General features: G+C 70.1%; 23 protein-coding genes. 9 read left to right on the forward strand and 14 right to left on the reverse strand.

The window, feature by feature from the left end; genetic code table 11:
• The first annotated feature begins 22 nt into the window (after nucleotides 1–22).
• Nucleotides 23–1,195 carry an ROK family transcriptional regulator gene (locus tag SM116_RS16170; protein ID WP_320941994.1) on the forward strand — a complete coding sequence of 391 codons (1,173 nt, stop codon included), beginning with the start codon at nucleotides 23–25 and terminating at the stop codon, nucleotides 1,193–1,195.
• An 18-nt stretch (nucleotides 1,196–1,213) separates the two neighbouring features.
• Here the strand turns inward: SM116_RS16170 and SM116_RS16175 are convergent, their stop codons facing one another.
• From SM116_RS16175 to SM116_RS16210, 8 genes are all read right to left on the reverse strand, one after another.
• Nucleotides 1,214–2,404, reverse strand: a complete 1,191-nt coding sequence (locus SM116_RS16175; RefSeq protein WP_320941995.1) for an ROK family transcriptional regulator — start codon at nucleotides 2,402–2,404, stop codon at nucleotides 1,214–1,216.
• A 104-nt stretch (nucleotides 2,405–2,508) separates the two neighbouring features.
• A complete protein-coding gene (locus tag SM116_RS16180) occupies nucleotides 2,509–3,186 on the reverse strand; it encodes a substrate-binding domain-containing protein (protein ID WP_320941996.1) in 678 nt (225 codons plus the stop codon).
• Nucleotides 3,187–3,200: 14 nt separating this feature from the next.
• Complete coding sequence (locus SM116_RS16185) at nucleotides 3,201–4,190, reverse strand: aldo/keto reductase (protein ID WP_320941997.1); 990 nt, start codon at nucleotides 4,188–4,190, stop codon at nucleotides 3,201–3,203.
• Nucleotides 4,187–5,143: a Gfo/Idh/MocA family oxidoreductase gene (locus tag SM116_RS16190; protein WP_320941998.1), complete on the reverse strand. Its 957-nt coding sequence runs from the start codon at nucleotides 5,141–5,143 to the stop codon at nucleotides 4,187–4,189. Before SM116_RS16190 ends, SM116_RS16185 begins: the two co-directional genes overlap by 4 nt.
• Nucleotides 5,140–6,489 carry a protocatechuate 4,5-dioxygenase subunit alpha/beta gene (locus SM116_RS16195; RefSeq protein WP_320941999.1) on the reverse strand — a complete coding sequence of 450 codons (1,350 nt, stop codon included), beginning with the start codon at nucleotides 6,487–6,489 and terminating at the stop codon, nucleotides 5,140–5,142. The genes SM116_RS16190 and SM116_RS16195 overlap by 4 nt, the downstream gene beginning before the upstream one ends.
• Before the next feature lies 1 nt (nucleotide 6,490).
• On the reverse strand, nucleotides 6,491–7,441 hold the full coding sequence (locus tag SM116_RS16200; protein ID WP_320942000.1) for an amidohydrolase family protein: 951 nt from the start codon (nucleotides 7,439–7,441) through the stop codon (nucleotides 6,491–6,493).
• A 1-nt stretch (nucleotide 7,442) separates the two neighbouring features.
• Nucleotides 7,443–8,135, reverse strand: a complete 693-nt coding sequence (gene ligK, locus SM116_RS16205) for a 4-carboxy-4-hydroxy-2-oxoadipate aldolase/oxaloacetate decarboxylase (RefSeq protein WP_320942001.1) — start codon at nucleotides 8,133–8,135, stop codon at nucleotides 7,443–7,445.
• A gap of 27 nt (nucleotides 8,136–8,162) precedes the next feature.
• Nucleotides 8,163–9,191, reverse strand: a complete 1,029-nt coding sequence (locus SM116_RS16210) for an amidohydrolase family protein (RefSeq protein WP_320944198.1) — start codon at nucleotides 9,189–9,191, stop codon at nucleotides 8,163–8,165.
• A gap of 141 nt (nucleotides 9,192–9,332) precedes the next feature.
• On the opposite strand from SM116_RS16210, the gene SM116_RS16215 reads away from it, so the two are divergent.
• A complete protein-coding gene (locus tag SM116_RS16215) occupies nucleotides 9,333–10,256 on the forward strand; it encodes a LysR family transcriptional regulator (RefSeq protein ID WP_320942002.1) in 924 nt (307 codons plus the stop codon).
• A 12-nt stretch (nucleotides 10,257–10,268) separates the two neighbouring features.
• Here SM116_RS16215 and SM116_RS16220 read toward each other — a convergent pair whose 3' ends face one another.
• On the reverse strand, nucleotides 10,269–10,919 hold the full coding sequence (locus tag SM116_RS16220; protein WP_320942003.1) for a hypothetical protein: 651 nt from the start codon (nucleotides 10,917–10,919) through the stop codon (nucleotides 10,269–10,271).
• Between the two features lie 168 nt (nucleotides 10,920–11,087).
• Here SM116_RS16220 and SM116_RS16225 point away from each other — a divergent pair, with 168 nt between their 5' ends.
• Complete coding sequence (locus SM116_RS16225; protein WP_320942004.1) at nucleotides 11,088–11,594, forward strand: GNAT family N-acetyltransferase; 507 nt, start codon at nucleotides 11,088–11,090, stop codon at nucleotides 11,592–11,594.
• Between the two features lie 68 nt (nucleotides 11,595–11,662).
• Here SM116_RS16225 and SM116_RS16230 read toward each other — a convergent pair whose 3' ends face one another.
• Nucleotides 11,663–11,917 carry a hypothetical protein gene (locus SM116_RS16230; protein WP_320942005.1) on the reverse strand — a complete coding sequence of 85 codons (255 nt, stop codon included), beginning with the start codon at nucleotides 11,915–11,917 and terminating at the stop codon, nucleotides 11,663–11,665.
• Nucleotides 11,918–12,209: 292 nt separating this feature from the next.
• On the opposite strand from SM116_RS16230, the gene SM116_RS16235 reads away from it, so the two are divergent.
• A complete protein-coding gene (locus tag SM116_RS16235; protein ID WP_320942006.1) occupies nucleotides 12,210–13,622 on the forward strand; it encodes an HNH endonuclease signature motif containing protein in 1,413 nt (470 codons plus the stop codon).
• Nucleotides 13,623–13,702: 80 nt separating this feature from the next.
• Here the strand turns inward: SM116_RS16235 and SM116_RS16240 are convergent, their stop codons facing one another.
• Nucleotides 13,703–14,137: a nuclear transport factor 2 family protein gene (locus SM116_RS16240; RefSeq protein WP_320942007.1), complete on the reverse strand. Its 435-nt coding sequence runs from the start codon at nucleotides 14,135–14,137 to the stop codon at nucleotides 13,703–13,705.
• A gap of 41 nt (nucleotides 14,138–14,178) precedes the next feature.
• Between SM116_RS16240 and SM116_RS16245 the strand changes: the two genes are divergently transcribed.
• On the forward strand, nucleotides 14,179–14,679 hold the full coding sequence (locus tag SM116_RS16245; RefSeq protein WP_320942008.1) for a MarR family winged helix-turn-helix transcriptional regulator: 501 nt from the start codon (nucleotides 14,179–14,181) through the stop codon (nucleotides 14,677–14,679).
• Between the two features lie 132 nt (nucleotides 14,680–14,811).
• Here the strand turns inward: SM116_RS16245 and SM116_RS16250 are convergent, their stop codons facing one another.
• A complete protein-coding gene (locus tag SM116_RS16250) occupies nucleotides 14,812–15,348 on the reverse strand; it encodes a MarR family winged helix-turn-helix transcriptional regulator (RefSeq protein WP_320942009.1) in 537 nt (178 codons plus the stop codon).
• Between the two features lie 24 nt (nucleotides 15,349–15,372).
• A complete protein-coding gene (locus SM116_RS16255) occupies nucleotides 15,373–15,609 on the reverse strand; it encodes a hypothetical protein (RefSeq protein WP_320942010.1) in 237 nt (78 codons plus the stop codon).
• 152 nt (nucleotides 15,610–15,761) lie between these two features.
• On the opposite strand from SM116_RS16255, the gene SM116_RS16260 reads away from it, so the two are divergent.
• From SM116_RS16260 to SM116_RS16270, 3 genes are read left to right on the forward strand one after another with little or no spacing between them, the layout of a single operon-like run.
• Complete coding sequence (locus SM116_RS16260; protein ID WP_320942011.1) at nucleotides 15,762–15,971, forward strand: hypothetical protein; 210 nt, start codon at nucleotides 15,762–15,764, stop codon at nucleotides 15,969–15,971.
• A 47-nt stretch (nucleotides 15,972–16,018) separates the two neighbouring features.
• Entirely contained in the window at nucleotides 16,019–16,183 is a 165-nt protein-coding gene (locus SM116_RS16265) for a hypothetical protein (RefSeq protein ID WP_320942012.1), read from the forward strand.
• 53 nt (nucleotides 16,184–16,236) lie between these two features.
• Nucleotides 16,237–16,431 (forward strand): CsbD family protein, encoded by a 195-nt coding sequence (locus tag SM116_RS16270; protein WP_320942013.1) that lies wholly within the window; start codon nucleotides 16,237–16,239, stop codon nucleotides 16,429–16,431.
• Between the two features lie 78 nt (nucleotides 16,432–16,509).
• Here the strand turns inward: SM116_RS16270 and SM116_RS16275 are convergent, their stop codons facing one another.
• The gene (locus SM116_RS16275) at nucleotides 16,510–17,340 is read right to left on the reverse strand and encodes a ribokinase (protein WP_320942014.1); all 831 of its coding nucleotides are present in this window, start codon (nucleotides 17,338–17,340) and stop codon (nucleotides 16,510–16,512) included.
• Between the two features lie 49 nt (nucleotides 17,341–17,389).
• Here SM116_RS16275 and SM116_RS16280 point away from each other — a divergent pair, with 49 nt between their 5' ends.
• A complete protein-coding gene (locus SM116_RS16280) occupies nucleotides 17,390–18,355 on the forward strand; it encodes a nucleoside hydrolase (RefSeq protein WP_320942015.1) in 966 nt (321 codons plus the stop codon).
• Nucleotides 18,356–18,359: the final 4 nt, after the last annotated feature.

Raw genomic sequence — 18,359 nt, forward strand, 5'->3', positions numbered from 1 at the left:
GCGCCAGTACGCTCTGGAGATCATGAGTGCGACGACCCCGACGTCTTCTCGAGCGCATACCTCGGCGCGCGATCAGACGCGTGAACTCCTGTTCGACATCATCCGCAGCGGGGGCTCCGTGACGCGCACGGATCTCGTGGATGCGACGGGCCTCTCGCGCAGCACGGTCAACAACGCCGTGACGCGGCTCATGGAGATGGGGCGCATCTCGGAGACCGAGATCGGCCCCAAAGGTCCGGGCACAGGCAGCGGGCGGGCGGGCAATGTCCTGTCCGCTGTCGCCGCAGGTTCCCACGTGGCGGGCATCGACTTCGGGCACACGCACATCTCGGTCGCGATCGCCGACTCACTCGGGAGCGTGGTCGCCGAGACGAGCGCCCCGTTCGGCGTCGATCTGCAGGCGATGGAAGCCCTCGACACCGCCGCCGATCTGCTCCGCTCCCTGTCGGCGGAGACCGGCATCGGCGACCTGGCCGAGGTCACGGCCGGCATCCCCGGACCGCTGGATGCCGCGACCGGCCTCGTCTGCTCGCCCACGATCCTCGCCCGCTGGGTCGGGCTCGACCCGGCCGCGGAGCTGCAGCGCAGGCTGGGCGCACACGTGCGCACCGAGAACGACGCGTACCTCGGCGCCCTCGGAGAGCGGCTCGCCGGCGCGGGCCGCGCGCACGCCGACTTCCTGTACGTCAAGGTGTCCGACGGCATCGGCGCGTGTCCTGTGCTGAACGGGCAGCCCTACCGCGGATCCCGCGGCATCGCCGGCGAGCTCGGGCACACCCAGCTGCCCGGTCGCAGCGAGCCGTGCCGGTGCGGGCGCCGCGGCTGCCTGGAGGCGGTCGTCTCCTCCGGGGTCGTCCGCGAGCAGATCAGGGTCACGCATCCGGGCGACCCGTTCGCTCTCACGGCCGCGCTGCAGGATCTCGACGACCCGCCCATCCGGCGGGTGCTCGACGAGGCCGGCCGCACCCTCGGCGGGGTCCTCGCCGACCTCGTCAGCCTTCTCAACCCCGCCGCACTCATCCTCGGCGGCGAGCTCGGCACCGCCGGGCCTTCATTCGTCGCGGGCGTGCGCGCCGAGGTGGACCACCGCGCGCTCGCAGCCTCCGCCGACCTCGAGATCCGCAGTGCCGAGCTGGGCACGCGCGCCGAGCTCATCGGCGCCGTCATGCACGCCGCGGCATCCATCCGACGCTGAACAGGACGCGCGCACGGCTCACACAGCGCGCGAAGCAGGACTGCGCTCATGCGCGAACAGGGCGGCCGCGCCCAGGATCATCGCGCGCCCCGGAAGCTCGCCGCGCCGGATCTCCAGGTGGGTGAACACGTTCGCAGGCGACGACCGGCGGATGCCCTCGGACAGGCCCTCCACCACGGCATCTGCGGCGGAGCCGAGCGCGGCGTCGACGATGATCATGCTCGGATTCAAGAACATGCAGGCTGTCGACAGGTAGGGCGCGAGCACGCTGCCCTGCTCGCCGAGCATGCGCCGAAGGCGCTGATCGTCCGAGTCCAACAGCTCCCGCCCGTCCAGCGCGCCCTCGGCGCGCTCCGCGGTGGCGTATCGGATCTCGTCGATCACCGCCTTCGCCTCCGGCTGCATGAGGACGCAGCCGCGATTGCCGCAGAGGCACAGCGGCCCCCGCTCGTCCACCTGGATATGTCCGATTTCGCCGGCGATGCCCCTGGCGCCGCGAACCAGCCGGCCGTTGGAGACCACCCCGGCACCGAACGCGGGGATGAAGGTGAGATGGATGACGTCTCTCGCACCCCGGCCCGCACCGAACGTCTGCTCCCCGATGGCTGCCAGGTTCGCGTCGTTCTCCACGAACACGTCGACGCCGAACTCCGCTCGCAACCGCGGCTCTGGATCGACGGCCCACCACCGCGGCATCCCGAGCGGGCGCCCCACCAACGTCGACTCCGAGAACATCGCCGTCGCCGTGCCGTGGTGGTTCGGACGCGGCACCGCGACGACCAGCCCGCTGATCGTCGGGTGAGCGGCATCATTCAGCGTCGCCTGAGTCTCGTGGAGCAGACCGATCCCCGGGTCGAGGGCGTCGTCCGCGCGCATCGAGTCGAAGGCGCGCGCGGCGTGTGCGACCACGGTTCCGTCGGGCGTCACGACGGCCGCCTCGAGGGAGTGGTGCCCGATGACGAGGACGGCGACCTGCGATGCGCGGCTGAGCTTGACGAGATTGGGCGGTCGACCGACGCGGCCGCCGTGCTCGGACCGCACGTCGGTCTCCTCGTGCACGACGCCACGCGCTATCAGCCGGTCGACCGCGCTGGCGATGCTCGAGGGCGGCAGGTCGAGCGCGACCGCGAGCTCTCGGCGCGTCGACCCACCGCGCTTTTCCAACACACGGACGATCTGATCGCCGAGCCGGTCGCGATGCGCGGGCATGGCGACATCCTAGGGATCATCGACGGCATTTCGTAAGAATCGGGCCGAATGCCGTCATCTTGAGTTCACTACTTGACCGTTTGACTCCGGCCCGACGGAGCCTGTCAGGGCGTTGCGAAGCTGTGCGCGATGCGGATTCCGACGGTGGCGTCGGACGCGAGGAACCCCAGGATGCGCCGCGCCGACGCCGGCCCGGCGCAGACGGTCGCGACCGCGCCGGAGAACACCGTGTCGATCGCGCAGTCGGGCGGGAGCACGCCGAGGATGCGGATGCCCGGCTGCCCGACGAGCTCGCTCAGCTGCTGGAAGCCCAGGTCGACCTCGCCATCCGCGAGCAGCTTCGCGACGGGGATGCCGGGCCTGGCCTGCACCAGCCGGCCGTCCAGCTCGCCCGTCATGCCCCACTCATCGATCATGCGCGCGAGCGCCGTGCCGCTCGGGCCCGTCGACGAGCCGATGCGGGAGGCATCCCGCAGCGCCGTGCGCACGCCCGCTGCATCGGCGAACGCGGCGCCCTCCGGTGGTGAGCCGACCGAGTCGTCAGCAGGCACGGCCACGGCGACCTGCGACAGGACGAGCGGAGTCAGGGATGCGGCATCCACGTGTCCGTCGTCGGCCAGCCGGCGCAGCGCGTCATCGGCGAGGAACACGAGGTCGAACGGCTCGCCCGCGGCGACGCGGGAGGCCGCATCCACTCCGCCGACCGACTCCATCTCGACCGGGGGCAGTCCCGCGGCCTCCGAGGCGGCGAGAAGATCGGCCAGCACGTGCCGCGTCGCCATCGATGAGATCGCCCTCACGCGGCGACCTCGAACGACTCGGCGTCGACCTCGGCCGACTGTCCGGCGGGGTAGCGCGGGCCCGAAACGGTGTCGGTGTCGATCAGGTCGCCGGCGCGCGCCAGCAGTGCCGGGTCGACCACGAGGTCGACGGCGGCGACGTTCTCGCGCAGGTGCGCAGCATCCGTCGTCCCCGGAATCGGGACCACGTGATCGCCCCGCGAAAGCAGCCACGCGAGCGCGAGCTGCGCAGGGGTGCAGCCGGCCTCGGCCGCGAGGTCGCGCCAGCCCGGCAGCAGCGCGGCGTTGGCGGGCCAGTGGTCGGGCTGGAACCGCGGCATCGCGCGACGGATGTCCGCGGGGGCGAGCTCGTCCGGGTCGTGGAGGGCGTCGGCGAGGAACCCGCGCGCCACCGGCGAGAACGCGACGAGCGCGACGCCGGTCTCGCGCGTGGCCTCGAGCATTCCGAGCTCGGGATTGCGGCTCCACAGGGAGTACTCGTTCTGGACGGCGGTGATGGGCGCCGCCGCCTGAGCCTCGCGCAGCCGCGCGACCGACACCTCGGACAGTCCGATGGCGCCGATCTTGCCGGCGTCGACGAGCTCGGCGAGCGCACCGACGCTCTCGCCGATCGGCACCGTCTTGTCCCACCGGTGCAGGTAGTACAGGTCGATGTGGTCGACGCCCAGGCGCGCGAGCGAGGCATCCACCTGCGCGCGCAGCGTCTCCGGCCGTCCGTCGATCGTCTTCACGCCGTCGACGAGGGCCATGCCGCCCTTGCTCGCCAGCAGCACGTCGTCGCGGCGCCCGGCGATCGCGCGCCCGACCAGCTCCTCGTTGCGGCCGCCGCCGTACAGCGTGGCCGTGTCCAGCATCCCGACGCCCTCGTCGAGCGCGGTGCGCAGCAGCGTCAGCCCGTCGTCCACGGACGGCGGCACGCCGTACGCGTGACTCAGCGACATGCAGCCGAGGCCGATGCGGGGCAGACGGATGCGGACCGGACTCACGCCAGCTGCTCCTCGAGCGCGCCGAGCACGCGATAGCAGTCGATGACCTGGCCGATGGACGAGTTGGGCTCGCGGCCCTCTCGGATGGCGGCGACGAACTCGCGGTCCTGCAGTTCGATGCCGTTCATGCTCACCGCGACGCGCGAGACGTCGATCGGCTCATCGCGGCCGTTGACGAGATCGTCGTAGCGCGCGATGTAGGTCTCGGTGTCGCCGATGTATCGGAAGAAGGTGCCGAAGGGTCCGTTGTTGTTGAACGACAGCGACAGCGTGCAGATCGCCCCGCTCTCGCTCTTGAGCTGGATCGACATGTCCATCGCGATGCCGAGCACGGGGTGGATCGGGCCCTGGATGGCGTTGGCCTGCACGATCCGGCCCGCCTGATAGGCGAAGAGATCGACCGTGTGCGCGGCGTGATGCCACAGGAGGTGGTCGGTCCAGGAGCGCGCCTCGCCCTTCGCGTTCGTGTTCGTGCGGCGGAAGAAGTACGTCTGCACGTCCATCTGCTGCACCGCGAACTCGCCCGCGGCGATCCGATCGTGCACGAACTGGTGCGACGGGTTGAAGCGGCGCGTGTGGCCGACCATCGCGATGCGGTCGGACGCCTCGGCGACGGCGAGGGTCTCGAGCGCGCCCGTGAGCGAGTCCGCCAGGGGGATCTCGACCTGCACGTGCTTTCCCGCCTCCAGCACGGCCCGGGTCTGCGCGGCGTGCTGCTGCGTCGGCGTCGCCAGGATGACGGCATCCACGTCGTCGCGCTCGAGGACGGCGTCGAGGCCGAGGACGGCGTTCGCGACGCCGTATTTCTCGGCGACCGCCTGCGTCGGCTCCGGACGGGTGCCGCTGACGACGGTGACCTCGGCATCCGGGATGTTCACGAGGCCGTCGAGGTGCTTCATGCCGAATGCGCCGGCGGCGCCGACGACCGCGACGCGGACCTTGTCGCTGCTCATGCGTGGATTTCCTCGGGTTCGCCCACGCTCGCGGACTCCTCGATTCGCGGAGCGGTGGGATTGGTCAGCACGAGGTGCCCGACCGCGGTGTTCGAGGCCGGCACGTGGTAGAAGCGGTGGTTCGTCTCGGGGCTCTCGCCGCCGAACTGATCGTCCATCGCACCGCGGGCGATGAGCCAGTCGACGAGCTCGATCCCCTCCGACCCCGCCTCGTCGACATACTCCATGTGCGGCCAGGCCGTCAGGCCCAGCGGGTCGGCGATGAGGTGGTCGAGGAAGGCGTTGTCCCACTCCTCGTTGATGAGGCCCGCGCGCGGCCCCTGCAGCTGGTGGCTCATGCCCCCGGTGCCCCAGATCTGCACGTTCAGCGGCTCGCCGTCCCACTTGTCGAGGGCCCGCCGGATCGCCTTGCCCAGCTCGTAGCAGCGCCGCCCGGACGGCACGGGGTACTGCACGACGTTCACGGGCAGCGGGATGACCTTGCACGGCCACTCCTCGACGTCGCCGAACACGAGCGACAGCGGCACCGTCAGGCCGTGGTCGACGACCATCTCGCCCACGAGGGTGAGGTCGAAGTCATCCTGGATCACCGACTGGGCGATGTGCGCCGCGAGCTCCGGGTAGCCCTCGACGTCGGGCACAGGACGCGGGCCGTAGCCCTCGTCGGCGACCGGGTAATGCGCGCCGGTTCCCAGGACGAAGGTCGGGATGATGTTGGAGTCGAACGCCGTGGCGTGGTCGTTGTAGACGAGGATGATGACGTCGGGCGTGTTCTCCTTCGCCCATGTGCGGGTCCACTCGTAGCCGGAGAAGACCTTCTTCCAGTACGGCTCCTCCGTCTTGCCGAGGTCCATCGCCGCTCCGATCGCCGGCACGTGCGAGGTGAACAGGGCCGACGTGAACCGCGCCGGGGCATCGGGGCGCATGACCTCGGCCTTCTCGGTCGACGGCGGCGCCCAGCCATCCAGGTCCTTCAGGCGGTTGCCCTCGGGACGCCGCCCGCCGCCGACCATCATGTCGCGGTAGGCCGCCTCGGACATCCCGGTCATCGAACCGGCCATCTGCTGGAAGCTCAACCCGTGCGTGGCGCCGATCTTGGCGAGGAAGTAGATGTTCCCGCCCTCCTGGATGCACGTGTTCAGGTCGAGGTCGAGCACGGCCTGGCGCTGCACCGGGTTCAGCGGCCACTCGTCGAGGTACGCCTCGCGGTCGGCGAGGTAGCGCTCGCGGTTCTCGGGCCTCATCAGCGACATCGAGAACTGGTTGAGGTGGTAGCCCTTGCGTGCCTGCTCGGCATCGAAGATCGTCGTGCCGGGGATGTTCTTGTACGGCTTGTCGAGTGCCATGTCAGTCTCCTGCGGTGTGTAGCGAGTCAGCCCAGTAGAGGCGGCGCGGATTGTCGACGAGAAGCTGCTGCTGCAGCTGGGGGGTCGTCGCGATCTGCGGGATGAAGTCGACCAGCAGCCCGTCGTCGGGCATGTGGTCCTTGAGGTTGGGATGGGGCCAGTCGGTCCCCCACAGCACGCGGTCGGGGAACTCCTCGACCACGCGTCGGGCGAACGGCACCACGTCGGTGTACGCGTGCTGCTCGCCCTCGAGCGCGCGGGGACCGGTGACGCTCAGCCGCTCGGGGCACGACACCTTGGTCCACACGTTCGGGTTGTCGCGCATGAACTGCAGGAACAGGGCGAACTCCGGCCCGTCCGGTTCCTTCGTGACGTCGGGGCGGCCCATGTGGTCCACCACGACGTCAGTCGGAATCGCCGAGAAGAACTCGTACAGCTCGGGCAGGTCGTCGGCCTCGAAGTAGATGACGACGTGCCAGCCGAGCGGCGCGATCTTGGCGACGATCTGGTCGAGCGAGTCCGTCGGGACGCGGTCGACGAGCCGCTTCACGAAATTGAAGCGCACGCCGCGGACGCCGGCGTCGTGCAGCTCGGCGAGCTGCTCGCCGGTGACGTCGCGGCGGACCGTCGCGACGCCGCGGGCGCGGCCCTCGCTGCGACGCAGGGCGTCGACGAGCGCCCGGTTGTCGGCACCGTGGCACGTGGCCTGCACGATGACGTTGCGATCGAAGCCGAGCGTGTCGCGCAGGGCGAACAGCTCGTCGGCCGACGCGTCGCACGGCGTGTACTTGCGCTCGGGCGCGTACGGGAACTGCGCGCCCGGACCGAAGACATGGCAGTGCGCGTCGACCGCGCCCGCCGGCAGGCGGAACGTCGGCGTGCTCGGCCCGTCGTGCCAGTCCAGCCAGCCCGGCGACTTCTCGAAACCGCCCGTGGTGTCTCCGTGCGCCATGTCAGTCCTCCACGTACTCGAGACCGGCGGCGGCGAGCGGCTCCCGCATGCCGTACAGGTCCAGTCCCAGCACGCCGTCGCGGAACTTCTGGCGCTTCGACTCCTCGTTGTCCTCGCGCTTCCGGGATGCGTCTGCCACCGCCCCCACGAGCTCGCGCGGGACGACGACGACGCCGTCGACGTCGGCGACGACGACATCGCCGGGGTTCACCAGCGCGTTCGCGACGACCACCGGGACGTTGACCGAGCCGAGGGTCGCCTTCACGGTGCCCTTGGCGTTGATCGCCCGCGAGAAGACCGGGAAGTCCATCCTCTCCAGGTCGGCGACGTCGCGGACACCGCCGTCGATCACGAGGCCGCGGCATCCACGGGCGGTCAGCGAGGTGGCCAGCAGCTCACCGAAGAAGCCGTCCTCGCTCTCGGTGGTGCAGCCGGCGACGAGGACGTCGCCCTCCTGCACCTGCTCGGCGGCGACGTGGAACATCCAGTTGTCGCCCGGCTGCAGGAGCACCGTCACGGCGGGGCCGCACAGCTTCGCACCGGTGTACGCCGGACGGATGTAGGGACGCAGGAGGCCCACGCGACCCATCGCCTCGTGGATCGTGGCGACGCCGAACTGCGCGAGGCGTGCGACGTCGTCCGGGTCGGGCCGGTCGATGTTCGTGCGGACGATGCCGAGGTTGTTCAGGCGCATTCCGGTCTTCTCCTCAGGGCGGATGATTCAGAGCCCGCGGGCGTTCAGGGCGCGCTCGACGCGCGGGTAGACGCGCCGGGCGTTGGTCTCGTACACCTGGGCGCGCTCGGCATCCGTCAGATTAGGCGTCGCGTCGACGTAGCGCTTGGTGTCGTCGAAGTGGTGCCCGGTGCGCGGGTCGATGTCGCGCACCGCGCCGATCATCTCGCTGGCGAACAGGATGTTGTCGACCGGGACCACGGTGGTCAGCAGGTCGATGCCGGGCTGGTGGTAGACGCACGTGTCGAAGAAGACGTTGCCGAGGATGTGCTCCTCGAGCTCGGGCTTGCCGAGCGCCATCGCGAGGCCGCGGAAGCGTCCCCAGTGGTAGGGCACGGCGCCGCCGCCGTGCGGGATGACGAGCTTCAGGTCGGGGAAGTCGCGGAACAGGTCGCCCTGGATGAGCTGCATGACCGCGGTGGTGTCCGCGTTGAGATAGTGCGCGCCGGTGGTGTGGAACGCGGGGTTGCAGGACGTGCTCACATGCACCATCGCCGGCACTTCGTACTCGACGAGCGCCTCGTAGATCGGATACCACGACCGGTCGGTCAGCGGCGGGGCCGTCCACCGTCCGCCCGAGGGGTCGGGGTTGAGGTTCACCGTGACGGCGCCGAGCTCCTCGACCGCGCGACGGAGCTCGGGCACGCTCGTTCCGGGGGCGGCGCCCGGCGACTGCGGCAGCATCGCACCGGGCAGGAACCGGTCCGGATAGAGCTCGCTCACACGCGCGCACAGGTCGTTGCAGATGCGCGCCCAGGTCTCGCTGACCGCGAGGTCGCCGATGTGGTGCGCCATGAACGAGGCGCGCGGGCTGAAGACCGTCAGGTCGCTGCCGCGGTCGTTCATGAGCTTCAGCTGGTTCGCCTCGATCGTCTCGCGGATGTCGTCGTCGCTGATGCGGAGCGTCGCCGGGTCCGGCGCATCCCCGCGTCCCTCCGCGAACGCGACCTGGAGGTCGCGCCACGCGCCCAGCTGCGCGGGCGCCGTCGTGTAGTGGCCGTGGATGTCGATGATCATCGCGAGTCCTGCTGCTTCCTCGTCGCTCGGGCTCGGTCCCCGGTCGGATGCGGTGCGACCGGGTGCTTTCGTCACGACTGTAAGACGGCGCGTGGTTATAGTCCAATAGATATACGGCACACCATGTATAGAGGTGATCGATTGTCTATCGCAGACCTGAACCAGCTCCGGACCTTCGTCGTGCTGTACGAGCTGCGGAGCCTCACCGCCACCGCCGAGCGGCTCCATGTGACCCAGCCGACCGTGAGCTACACGCTCGGTCGCCTGCGCCAGCGGTTCGGCGACGACCTGTTCCGCCGCGAGGGCCACGCGATGGTGCCGACGGCCCGCGCCACGCAGCTGTTCGGCCCGCTGCACGAGGCGCTCATGCAGATCGACGCGGTGGTCAGCGACCCCGACGCGTTCGATCCGACCACGTACCGGGGAGAGCTGACACTCGGACTCACCTCGATCGGCGAGCAGACGTTCCTGCCGCCGATCATCGCGGCGCTCGCGCGAGAGTCGTCGGACGTGCACCTGAAGGTGGAGCGATTGGATGCCGACCAGGTCGAGGATCGCCTCGTCCGGGGCGCGATCGACCTGGCGATCACCGTGTCCCTCATGGGCACCCCGCGCCTCTGGCGCACGCGCGTGCGCAGCGTCGAGTACGTCGCGCTGTCGTCGCGAGAGCATCCGCTGCCCCCGACCGGGCCGCGCATGTTCGCGGGCCGGCGCTTCGTGCGGGTGTCCGCGCGCGGCGGTCACGTGTTCCCGGTCGAGGCGCTCGTCGAGTACGGGCTGATGAGCCAGGTGGCGCTCACCGTCGAGGAGTACGCGACGGTTCCCGCCGTCCTCGAGACCACGGACCTCGTCGTCCTCCTCCCGCGGCACGTCGCCGAGGTGTTCCGCGGCTGGTTCCCGGGACTGGAGATCGCCGAGCTGCCCTGGCCCGGCGAGAGCACGCCGGTCGCGCTCTACACGCGACGCGAGGTGAGCCTCTCGCCGGCGCAGCGGTGGTTCCGCTCGCTCACGCTCGAGGCGGTCTCGTCCGGCGAGTTCGAGGACGACAGCGACGACGTGGACTAGCGGCAGTGCCGGCTAACGACCGCGCTTGTTCCAGCTCGCCTTCGCCGGCGCGAAGGGGCTGCGCACGTGGATCGACCACGACGAGTGCGGATGGATCGAGAGGATCGCGCGCTCGTACCAGCTCCTGGCGTCCGCAGACAGCTCGGGGAGCACCGCATCCTTGTCGACGTCGTCCTGCGGGCGAGGGCGCAGGGCCTTCCAGACGAGCTGCACCTCGGGAGCGCCGGTCGGGATGCCGCCGATGTCGAGCACGGCGCGATCCCAGGGCAGCTGCAGCCGGGGGTCGCGGCGGTAGAGCCACGCCTCCTGGGTGCCGTCCTCGACGTCGAGCTGCAGCATCCACTCGCCCTGCTCGTCATCGTGGATGCGCAGGGGCTGCAGATCGGCGTCGTCCGGCGCCGCATCCCATCGGACCAGCTCGTCCTCGAGCGACGCCCAGGCGCTGTACCGGCCGGGCAGGCTGCCGAGCAGCTGCGGCAGGTCGGCCGACGTCGTGCTCACGTCGGTGTGCGGCCGCACGCGGATGGTGCGACCGAGCCAGTGGTCGAGCGCCACGCCGCCCGAGAGCCACCACCGCGCCGGCGCGGCGCCGAGCAGCTCGGCGACGTCGCTCGGGGCCGGAACCGTCCAGGGCGCGTCGGGATCGGGGGTCTGCGAGGCCATGGCATCGAGGCTACTCGCGCCCTCGCACGACCCCTCCGGCCGGCCGTCCGCGTCGTGGCGATCGGAGATCCGGCTCGGGTACCGGGAATTGATCGCCGTCGCGGTCGCTTTCACCCCGCAGTGCGTGCAGCGACGCAGTGCGCGCACTGATCACAGGAAGGATGCGGAATGCCGGAGAGCATCGGCACCGCCGAGGTGTCATTCATCCAGGTGTCGCCGTCCGACGAACGGGCGGCGATCCTTCTCGCCGACCTCGAGCGCGAGTACGACGAGCGGTACCACGACCTGCTCGACGAAGCGGCCGAGGAGGAGATCAACCGCTACCCCGCGGATCGCTTCCTGCCGCCGGACGGTGCCTTCGTGCTTCTGCTGCTCGACGGCGAGATCGCCGCGGGGGGTGCGTTCATGCGGTTCGACGACGACACCGCGGAGTTCAAGCGCATCTGGACGCACCCGGGGCACCGCCGCAAGGGCCTCAGCCGCCGGGTGCTGATGGAGCTCGAGGCCGAGGCGGCGCGGCGGGGCTACAGCCGCGTCTTCCTCACGACAGGGCCGCGCCAGCCCGAGGCGCAGGCCCTGTACGCGACGAGCGGGTACACGGTGCTCGACATCATCGAGGTGGAGCCCGGGTTCCTCGTGCACCCCTTCGAAAAGGCCCTCGAGCCGGCCGCCTGAGCCGGCGCGCAGCGGCCCGGCGGCATCGCCACGGCCCTCGCTCGGATGGGCGGCGGTCGCTTCTCGGCTCAGGGTCGTCGCTTGCCGGCGCGCAGACCGCCGAGGAACGCGAGCCCCACGAGCCCGATCGTCAGCAGGACGAAGCCGATCACGGTGGCGCGAGACACGACCACGCCTGTGCCGGTCGGCGTGAACGTCGCATCCGCAAGCGGCTGGTACGCGAACCAGCCGAAGGAGACCGGAGTCGCGAGTCCGAGGGCGAGGGTGACGACCCCTGCGACCGAGAGAGCGCCTGCCGCGACCCACGCGACTGTGCACCTCACGTTCCGCGCCATTCGTCGACCGTCGTGAGGGACGGAATCCGTTGCAGCTTTCGGCACCCGACCGGTCCTGTCGAGCTTCACAGGCTACGTGCCGGAGACGATCTTCGTGCTCACGTCGAGTTCGGGTGAATTTCTCCCACATTGGCATGAATTCGTCCGCGAAGGCAGAGCTGACGGCGGAGCGCCTTCGAGGCCTCCTCCCCAGACGAAGGGCCTCAACAGCCGTCCACGCCCTGTTACTAACTTCTGACCTGGTATTTTCAATGTCGGAGCCCCTCACCAGAATGGAGGTATGGAGAGCTTCGTCGACGACCTGACCATGCTGCGGTCGCACGTCGATGAGCTGATCGACACCGGGGCTCGCGAGGACGGTATCCACCGCGCCGGCGACGCGGATCTCGTCGAAGCGGTCGCCCGGGCGGGCGATCTGGCGCGGGCGGTCGAGGCCGTGCTCGTCGAACTGGTCGGCGAGATCGCTGAGCGGTCGAGGTCGATGGCGCGCGATGAACGGCTCACCACGCGGATGGGATGCCGCAGCGTCAACGAGCTCGTGCAGCGGCTGACCCGCTGCGGATCGAACACCGCCGCCCGACTGGAACGGGCCGCCACGGCGACCGCCCGCTCGTGGGACCCGGTCACTGCAAACGGGATGCCCGCGCGCCTACCCGCCACCAGGGGCGCTCTGCTGGATGGCGACGTCGGCGTGGACGGGGTCCTCGCCGTCGCCCGACCAATCCTGGCGATGCGGGAGCGGGTCGACCCCGAGCGGATGCTCACCGCCGACAGTCTGCTCGCCGAGGCGGCCCGCGGCGAGGGCGCGGATGGGCTGCCGCCCGCGTGCGCGGAGCTCCTCAGTGTGCAGGCGCAGGTGTGGGCCGCGGTACTCGACCCTGACGGGGCGGAACCCGACGAGCACGCGGCGGCGCGGAGGCGGGGAATCACCCTGGGAACAGCGCACGACGGGGTCATCCCCATCCGTGGGGCGCTCCTGCCGGAGGTCGCCGCGCAGCTGCAGCGCATCTACGAGGCCACATGCTCTCCCCAGGCCGTCCGCTTCCGGGACAGCGAGACATCGGCCCAGGAGCCGGTGCCGGTGCCGGTGCCGGACGAGCGGACCAGGCCGCAGAAACTGCACGACGCGCTCGCCACCGCACTGACGGTCGCTGCGGCCAGCAGGGCCCTGCCGACCATCGGGGGCGCCGCGCCGACATTGGTCGTGTCCGTGCGGCACGAGGATCTCACCGCCGGCACCGGACGTGCCTGGGCGGAAGGATGCGACGAGCCCGCTTCGATCCTCACCGCTCGGCACATCGCCTGCTCCGGCGTCATCCAACGCATCACCCTCGACGGTACGGGCCGCATCGTGCGTCTCGGCATCGAGGAACGCGTGTTCAACCGGCACCAGCGGCGCGCGATCGCCCTGCGAGACGGCGGATGCATCATCCCCGGATGCGGGGTGCCGGCCGGCTGGTGCGAGATCCACCACGTCACCGCACACGCCCACGGCGGACCCACGCACACCGACAACGGCGTCCTGCTCTGCTGGCATCACCACCGGTTCATCGAGACGGGACCCTGGCGCATCCGCATGAACCGCGGCGTCCCCGAAATCCGAGCTCCCCACTGGCACGATCCCACAGACCGCTGGCGGGCCGTCACCACCTCCCGAACCCGCATGCTCGACCTCGTCGGCCGACGAACGTGACCGGCGGACTCCCCCGCTCGCGCGCCTCCCGGAATCGGCGGATCACCGCAGCGGCGCGCACTCCTGCGCACCGCCGCCGCTCATCGCGGAGGCATGGTCGTGAACGGCTCGTAACAGTCGAAAGTCTCGTGGCGCGCAATCAGGCCGTCGCGCACCGTCAGCATGGCCGCGACGTGGGCAACGAGTTCCTGGCCCTCCTGAAGCGGACCGATCGATGCCCCGACGACCCCGCGCCACGTGGCACGCACGGCAGCTCGCTCACCCTGCACGATCACCTCGTGGACGACGAAGCCCTGCTCGCGCAGCAGCGCCTTTCCTCGGCGGAAGCCTTCCAGGCTCTGCGCGAGATCCCGCTGGGCCCCCGTGGCCGTGAGGGCGTTCGGATGCTCCACGATGACCACCTCGGGCGCCAGCACCGCGCGAAGCTCGTCCGCACTCGAGGACAGGTCGGAGACGATCCCGTAGTAGCGACGCACGACGTCTTCGACCTCGACGGGGTCAGCGACTTCATCCATGCCGCGAGTATTACACAACCTTGGTTGTGTACTCTAGGTGTGTGCCAGATTCGAAGCCGCCGGACAACGAACCGACCGTGGCCGAAGATCTGGATGCCGCCACCCTGCTCTCGCTCGCGGGCTCGCTCGCCGACGGGGCCGTACTCGAGGCGTTGCGGGCGCGCGGGTTCCGCGTCACCCGCGCCCACGGCTACATCTTCCAGCGGCTGTTGACCGGCGATCAGACGATCACGACGCTGGCCGCCGATCTGCGCATCACCCAGCAGGGGGCGTCGAAGCACGTCGATGAACTGGAACGAGCCGGCCTGGTCTCGCGCCGCGTGTCTCCCCATGACCGTCGAGCGCGCATGGTGGCCCTCACCGACGAAGGTCGAATCGCGATCCGCACGGCCCGAGAGGCACGCGCGGCGTTCGACGAACATGCGCGCGCGGTCGTGGGAGACGAGCTCCTCGCCGCAACCCGCCGCGCGCTCGCGCTGCTGCTGGACGACAGCGGGATGTCTCGGCACATCGCAGACCGAACGATCCCGTGGGCGGACTGATACGGGGGTCTCCCGGTCGCTTCTCGGCGATCGCGACAGCCGCGGCGACGTGGCGGGATGCCCGGGCAGCACCACGTCGCGCAACACTCCGCCCCACCCGCTGTGGCCCTTTACGTACCGTAGACGGAGAGCCTAGAGCTGAGGTGCGACGGTGTCCGTGTCCTGGCGCGGGCCTGCGATCGTGTCCAGCTGCCTGACGATCGCCTCGATGACTTCCGCGGCCGCCGCGCTCTCGCTCTCGCCGAGGGAGTCGATGACGTTGACGATCGCCGCATGGTGGTCGTGGTAGGCCGACTCGACGAGCTCGACCGCCGCCTGCGTGGGCACGAGGTAGTGCGCCCGACGGTCCCGAGGGTGGCTCACGCGGGTCACGTAGCCGCGGTTCACGAGCCGTTCGATCACATTGGTGACCGTCGCGCTCGAGGTGTTGAGCATGACGATGACGTCCTTGGGGCTCAACATCCGCTCGTCGCGCTGCGCCTGCACGAGATAGCGGAGCGCGGTGAAATCGAGGGTTCCCAGCCGCGTGGAATGCAGCGCTCGGTCGGCGTGCGCGTTCTCCGCTCGGCGGAGCGCAAGCAGCGCATCGCTCAGCCTGCGACCGATATCGGTCTTCGGCTGCGCGGCGTACAGATGCTGGCGTTCATGAAGGACAACGGTCTGCGGCACGACTACTCCCGGTGTTGAACGGAATCAGAGGCAACTCGCCAGGTGGTGTCGGGCCGAAGCCAGCGTCGGGTGCGAACCCTCCGACTGGCCTCGTGCCCCGCGGGCGAGATAGACCCCACCGTGGCGCTCAATTGTTCCGACGAACTCTCCGAGCGCGGACCCGACCCAGAAGCCTCGATCGGCCTGGACCCACGTCACCGCTTCGGGGACGGTGACGCGGTCCTGCTGGGTGCTGAACTCCACGTTTTGGATGACGCTCATCATTCACTCCTTCGCGATGTTACCACGTTCATGTGTATCTCGACGTGAATCTAATTCTGTAGATTACTCACTTGACGAATCTCTCGGCCACTGTAATAGTTACATGTTGTAGCGATCTTCACCGAGTTCGCCAGACAGCGAAGGAGGCCATCGTGGCCACGCTCCACCCCATCCAGATGCTCCGAAGCGACTTCCGCGACATGCCGGCCAGCCAGAGCGTCGCCGCGACGAGCGGCCCCGTGGATCTGGTTCCCCGCATCCGTCCGCTCTTCAGCGGCGGGTACAGCGACGTGCTGGCCATGGCGCGTCACCGCCGGCGGGAGCGCGACCGCCAGACGGCCGCACGCTCTCACGCGGCGTGAGTGCTCGACATCCCCAGACCGAACGCATCCGATCGAAAGGCAAGAACATGGGAATCCTCCTGATCATCGCCGCCGTCATCGCCATCCTCCTGCTGGTCACCGGCGGGCTCATCCACGCCCTGAACTTCCTGCTCTGGGTCGGCGTCATCTTGCTGGTGCTCGCCGTCATCGGCTGGCTGATCCGCTCGATCAGCAGCCGCCGAAGCGTCTGATCCCGGGGAAGACCGAGAAGACCCGGGGAAGACCGAGAAGAAAGGTGAGAACCATGAGTGGTACCGACCACATCAAGCACACCGGCGAAGAGATCGCCGGCAAGGCCAAAGAGGTCACCGGCGAGGCGACCGGCAACGAGGAACTCGCCGCGAAGGGCCGCGCCGAGCAGACGGCTGCCAACGTCAAGCAGGCGGCCGACAACGTGAAGGACGCCGGTTCGGACCTGAAGGACGCCTTCAAGAAGTAGGACCCGCATTCCAGCACCCCCTGGGCGCGCAGCCAGGGAGGCGGAGAACCGGGATGGCGTCCGACGGCGCGCTGACTGTCAGCGGTAGTAGGCGAGCGGCTGCAGCGGCGGCTGGCTGTCGGGATGCGTGACCGCGGCCGCACCGACCGCGCACGCGACGCGCAGCGCCTCCTCGTCGCTCGCGCCGGTGCGCAGGGCGAGGACGAGCGCCGCACAGAACGCGTCGCCGGCGCCCACCGTGTTGACGACATCGACCCGCACGGCAGGGACGCGCGCGACCTCGACCCCGCGCTCGACTATGGCTGCGCCGTCCCCGCCGTACGTCACGGCGACCCGCCGCGCGGCGGCGAGCTCGGGCAGCAGCGCGTACTCCGTCTCGTTGACGATGAAGAGATCCACGCGATCGACGACCGCCTGGGGCAGGTGCCGCGCGGGCGCGGCGTTGACCACGAGATATCCGGGGCGGCGCTCGGCGAGCTGCACGACGACCTCGAGGTCGATCTCCAGCTGCGTGAGCACGGTGTCGTCGGCCTCGATCCGCGCACCGCCCAGAGAGACGTCGCCGTTCGCGCCGGTGCACACGATGATCTGGTTCTCGCCGTCCCGGTCGACGCCGATGAGGGCGGTCCCTGTGGGGTTCGCCGACACCATGACGTCGGTCGTGTCAACGCCCGCATCCGCCAGCCGCTGCAGCGACCACGCGCCGTCCCCGTCGTCGCCGACGGCACCGACCATGCGGACGTCGGCGCCGAGTCGCGCGGCCGCGACCGCCTGGTTGGCGCCCTTTCCGCCCGGTGTGCGGTGGAGGATGCCGCCCCCGACGGTCTCTCCCGGCCCCGGCAGCCGGTCGACGGTGGCGGTCAGATCGACGTTGATGCTTCCGACGACGACGAGGTTCACCCTCGACATCCTGGCCCACTCCGCACTCGATCGCCCCCCATCCACCCAGAATGGGCTCATGGATTCGCCTGCACCGATCTACCTGGACTGCGACACCGGCATCGACGACGCCCTGGCGATCGGGTACCTGCTGAAGACTCCGGCCGTCGAGGTCGTGGGCATCGGCACGGTCAGCGGCAACACGAGCGCCGGGCAGGCGGCGGAGAACACCCTGCGTCTGCTCGGTGTCGCCGGGCGGTCGGACATCCGTGTCGCCGTCGGCGAGCACGACTGGCTCGCGCAGCCCTACGGCGGTGGGGCCGCGCACGTCCACGGCGACAACGGCATCGGGGGCACCGAGCTGCCGTCGGTGCAGCAGCATCCGATCGACGAGTCGGCCGTCGACCTTCTCCTCCGGCTGTCGCACGAGCATTCCGGCACTCTGCGGATCGTCGCCACCGGACCGCTCACCAACCTGGCCCGCGCGCTCGAGCGCGACCCGTCGCTGCCCGAGCGCATCGCCGAGGTCGTCGCGATGGGGGGTGCCGCGCTCGCCCCCGGCAACATCACCCCGGTCGCGGAGGCGAACATCTTCCACGACCCCGAGGCCGCGCAGGTCGTCGTCTCGGCCGACTGGGACGTCATCCTGGTCCCGCTCGACATCACGATGCAGCACGTGTTCGATGAGGGGCATCAGGGGGCTCTGCTCGACTCCGGCGACCCGCTCGCGCGCGCCCTCGGCGACATGCTGGGCCACTACTTCGACTACTACCAGGGCGTGTTCGGCCGCCGCAGCAGCGCGCTGCACGATCCGCTCGCGGCCGCCATCGCCGCCGGCGTGGTGCGGCTGACGCGCGCGCCGGCCGTGCCCGTCGAGGTGGACACGACCGGCGGGCCGGGACGCGGACAGACGATCGTCGACATGCGGATGCAGCGGGCCGGACACGTCGACCATCCCGAGGTCAGGACGCGGGTCGCCCTCGACGTCGATCCCGAGGACTTCGCATCCCACCTGCTCGGCGTGCTCCTCGGCACCCCCGCCTGAGCGG

Source organism: Microbacterium rhizosphaerae (assembly GCF_034120055.1).
Classification (GTDB): Bacteria; Actinomycetota; Actinomycetes; order Actinomycetales; family Microbacteriaceae; genus Microbacterium; species Microbacterium rhizosphaerae.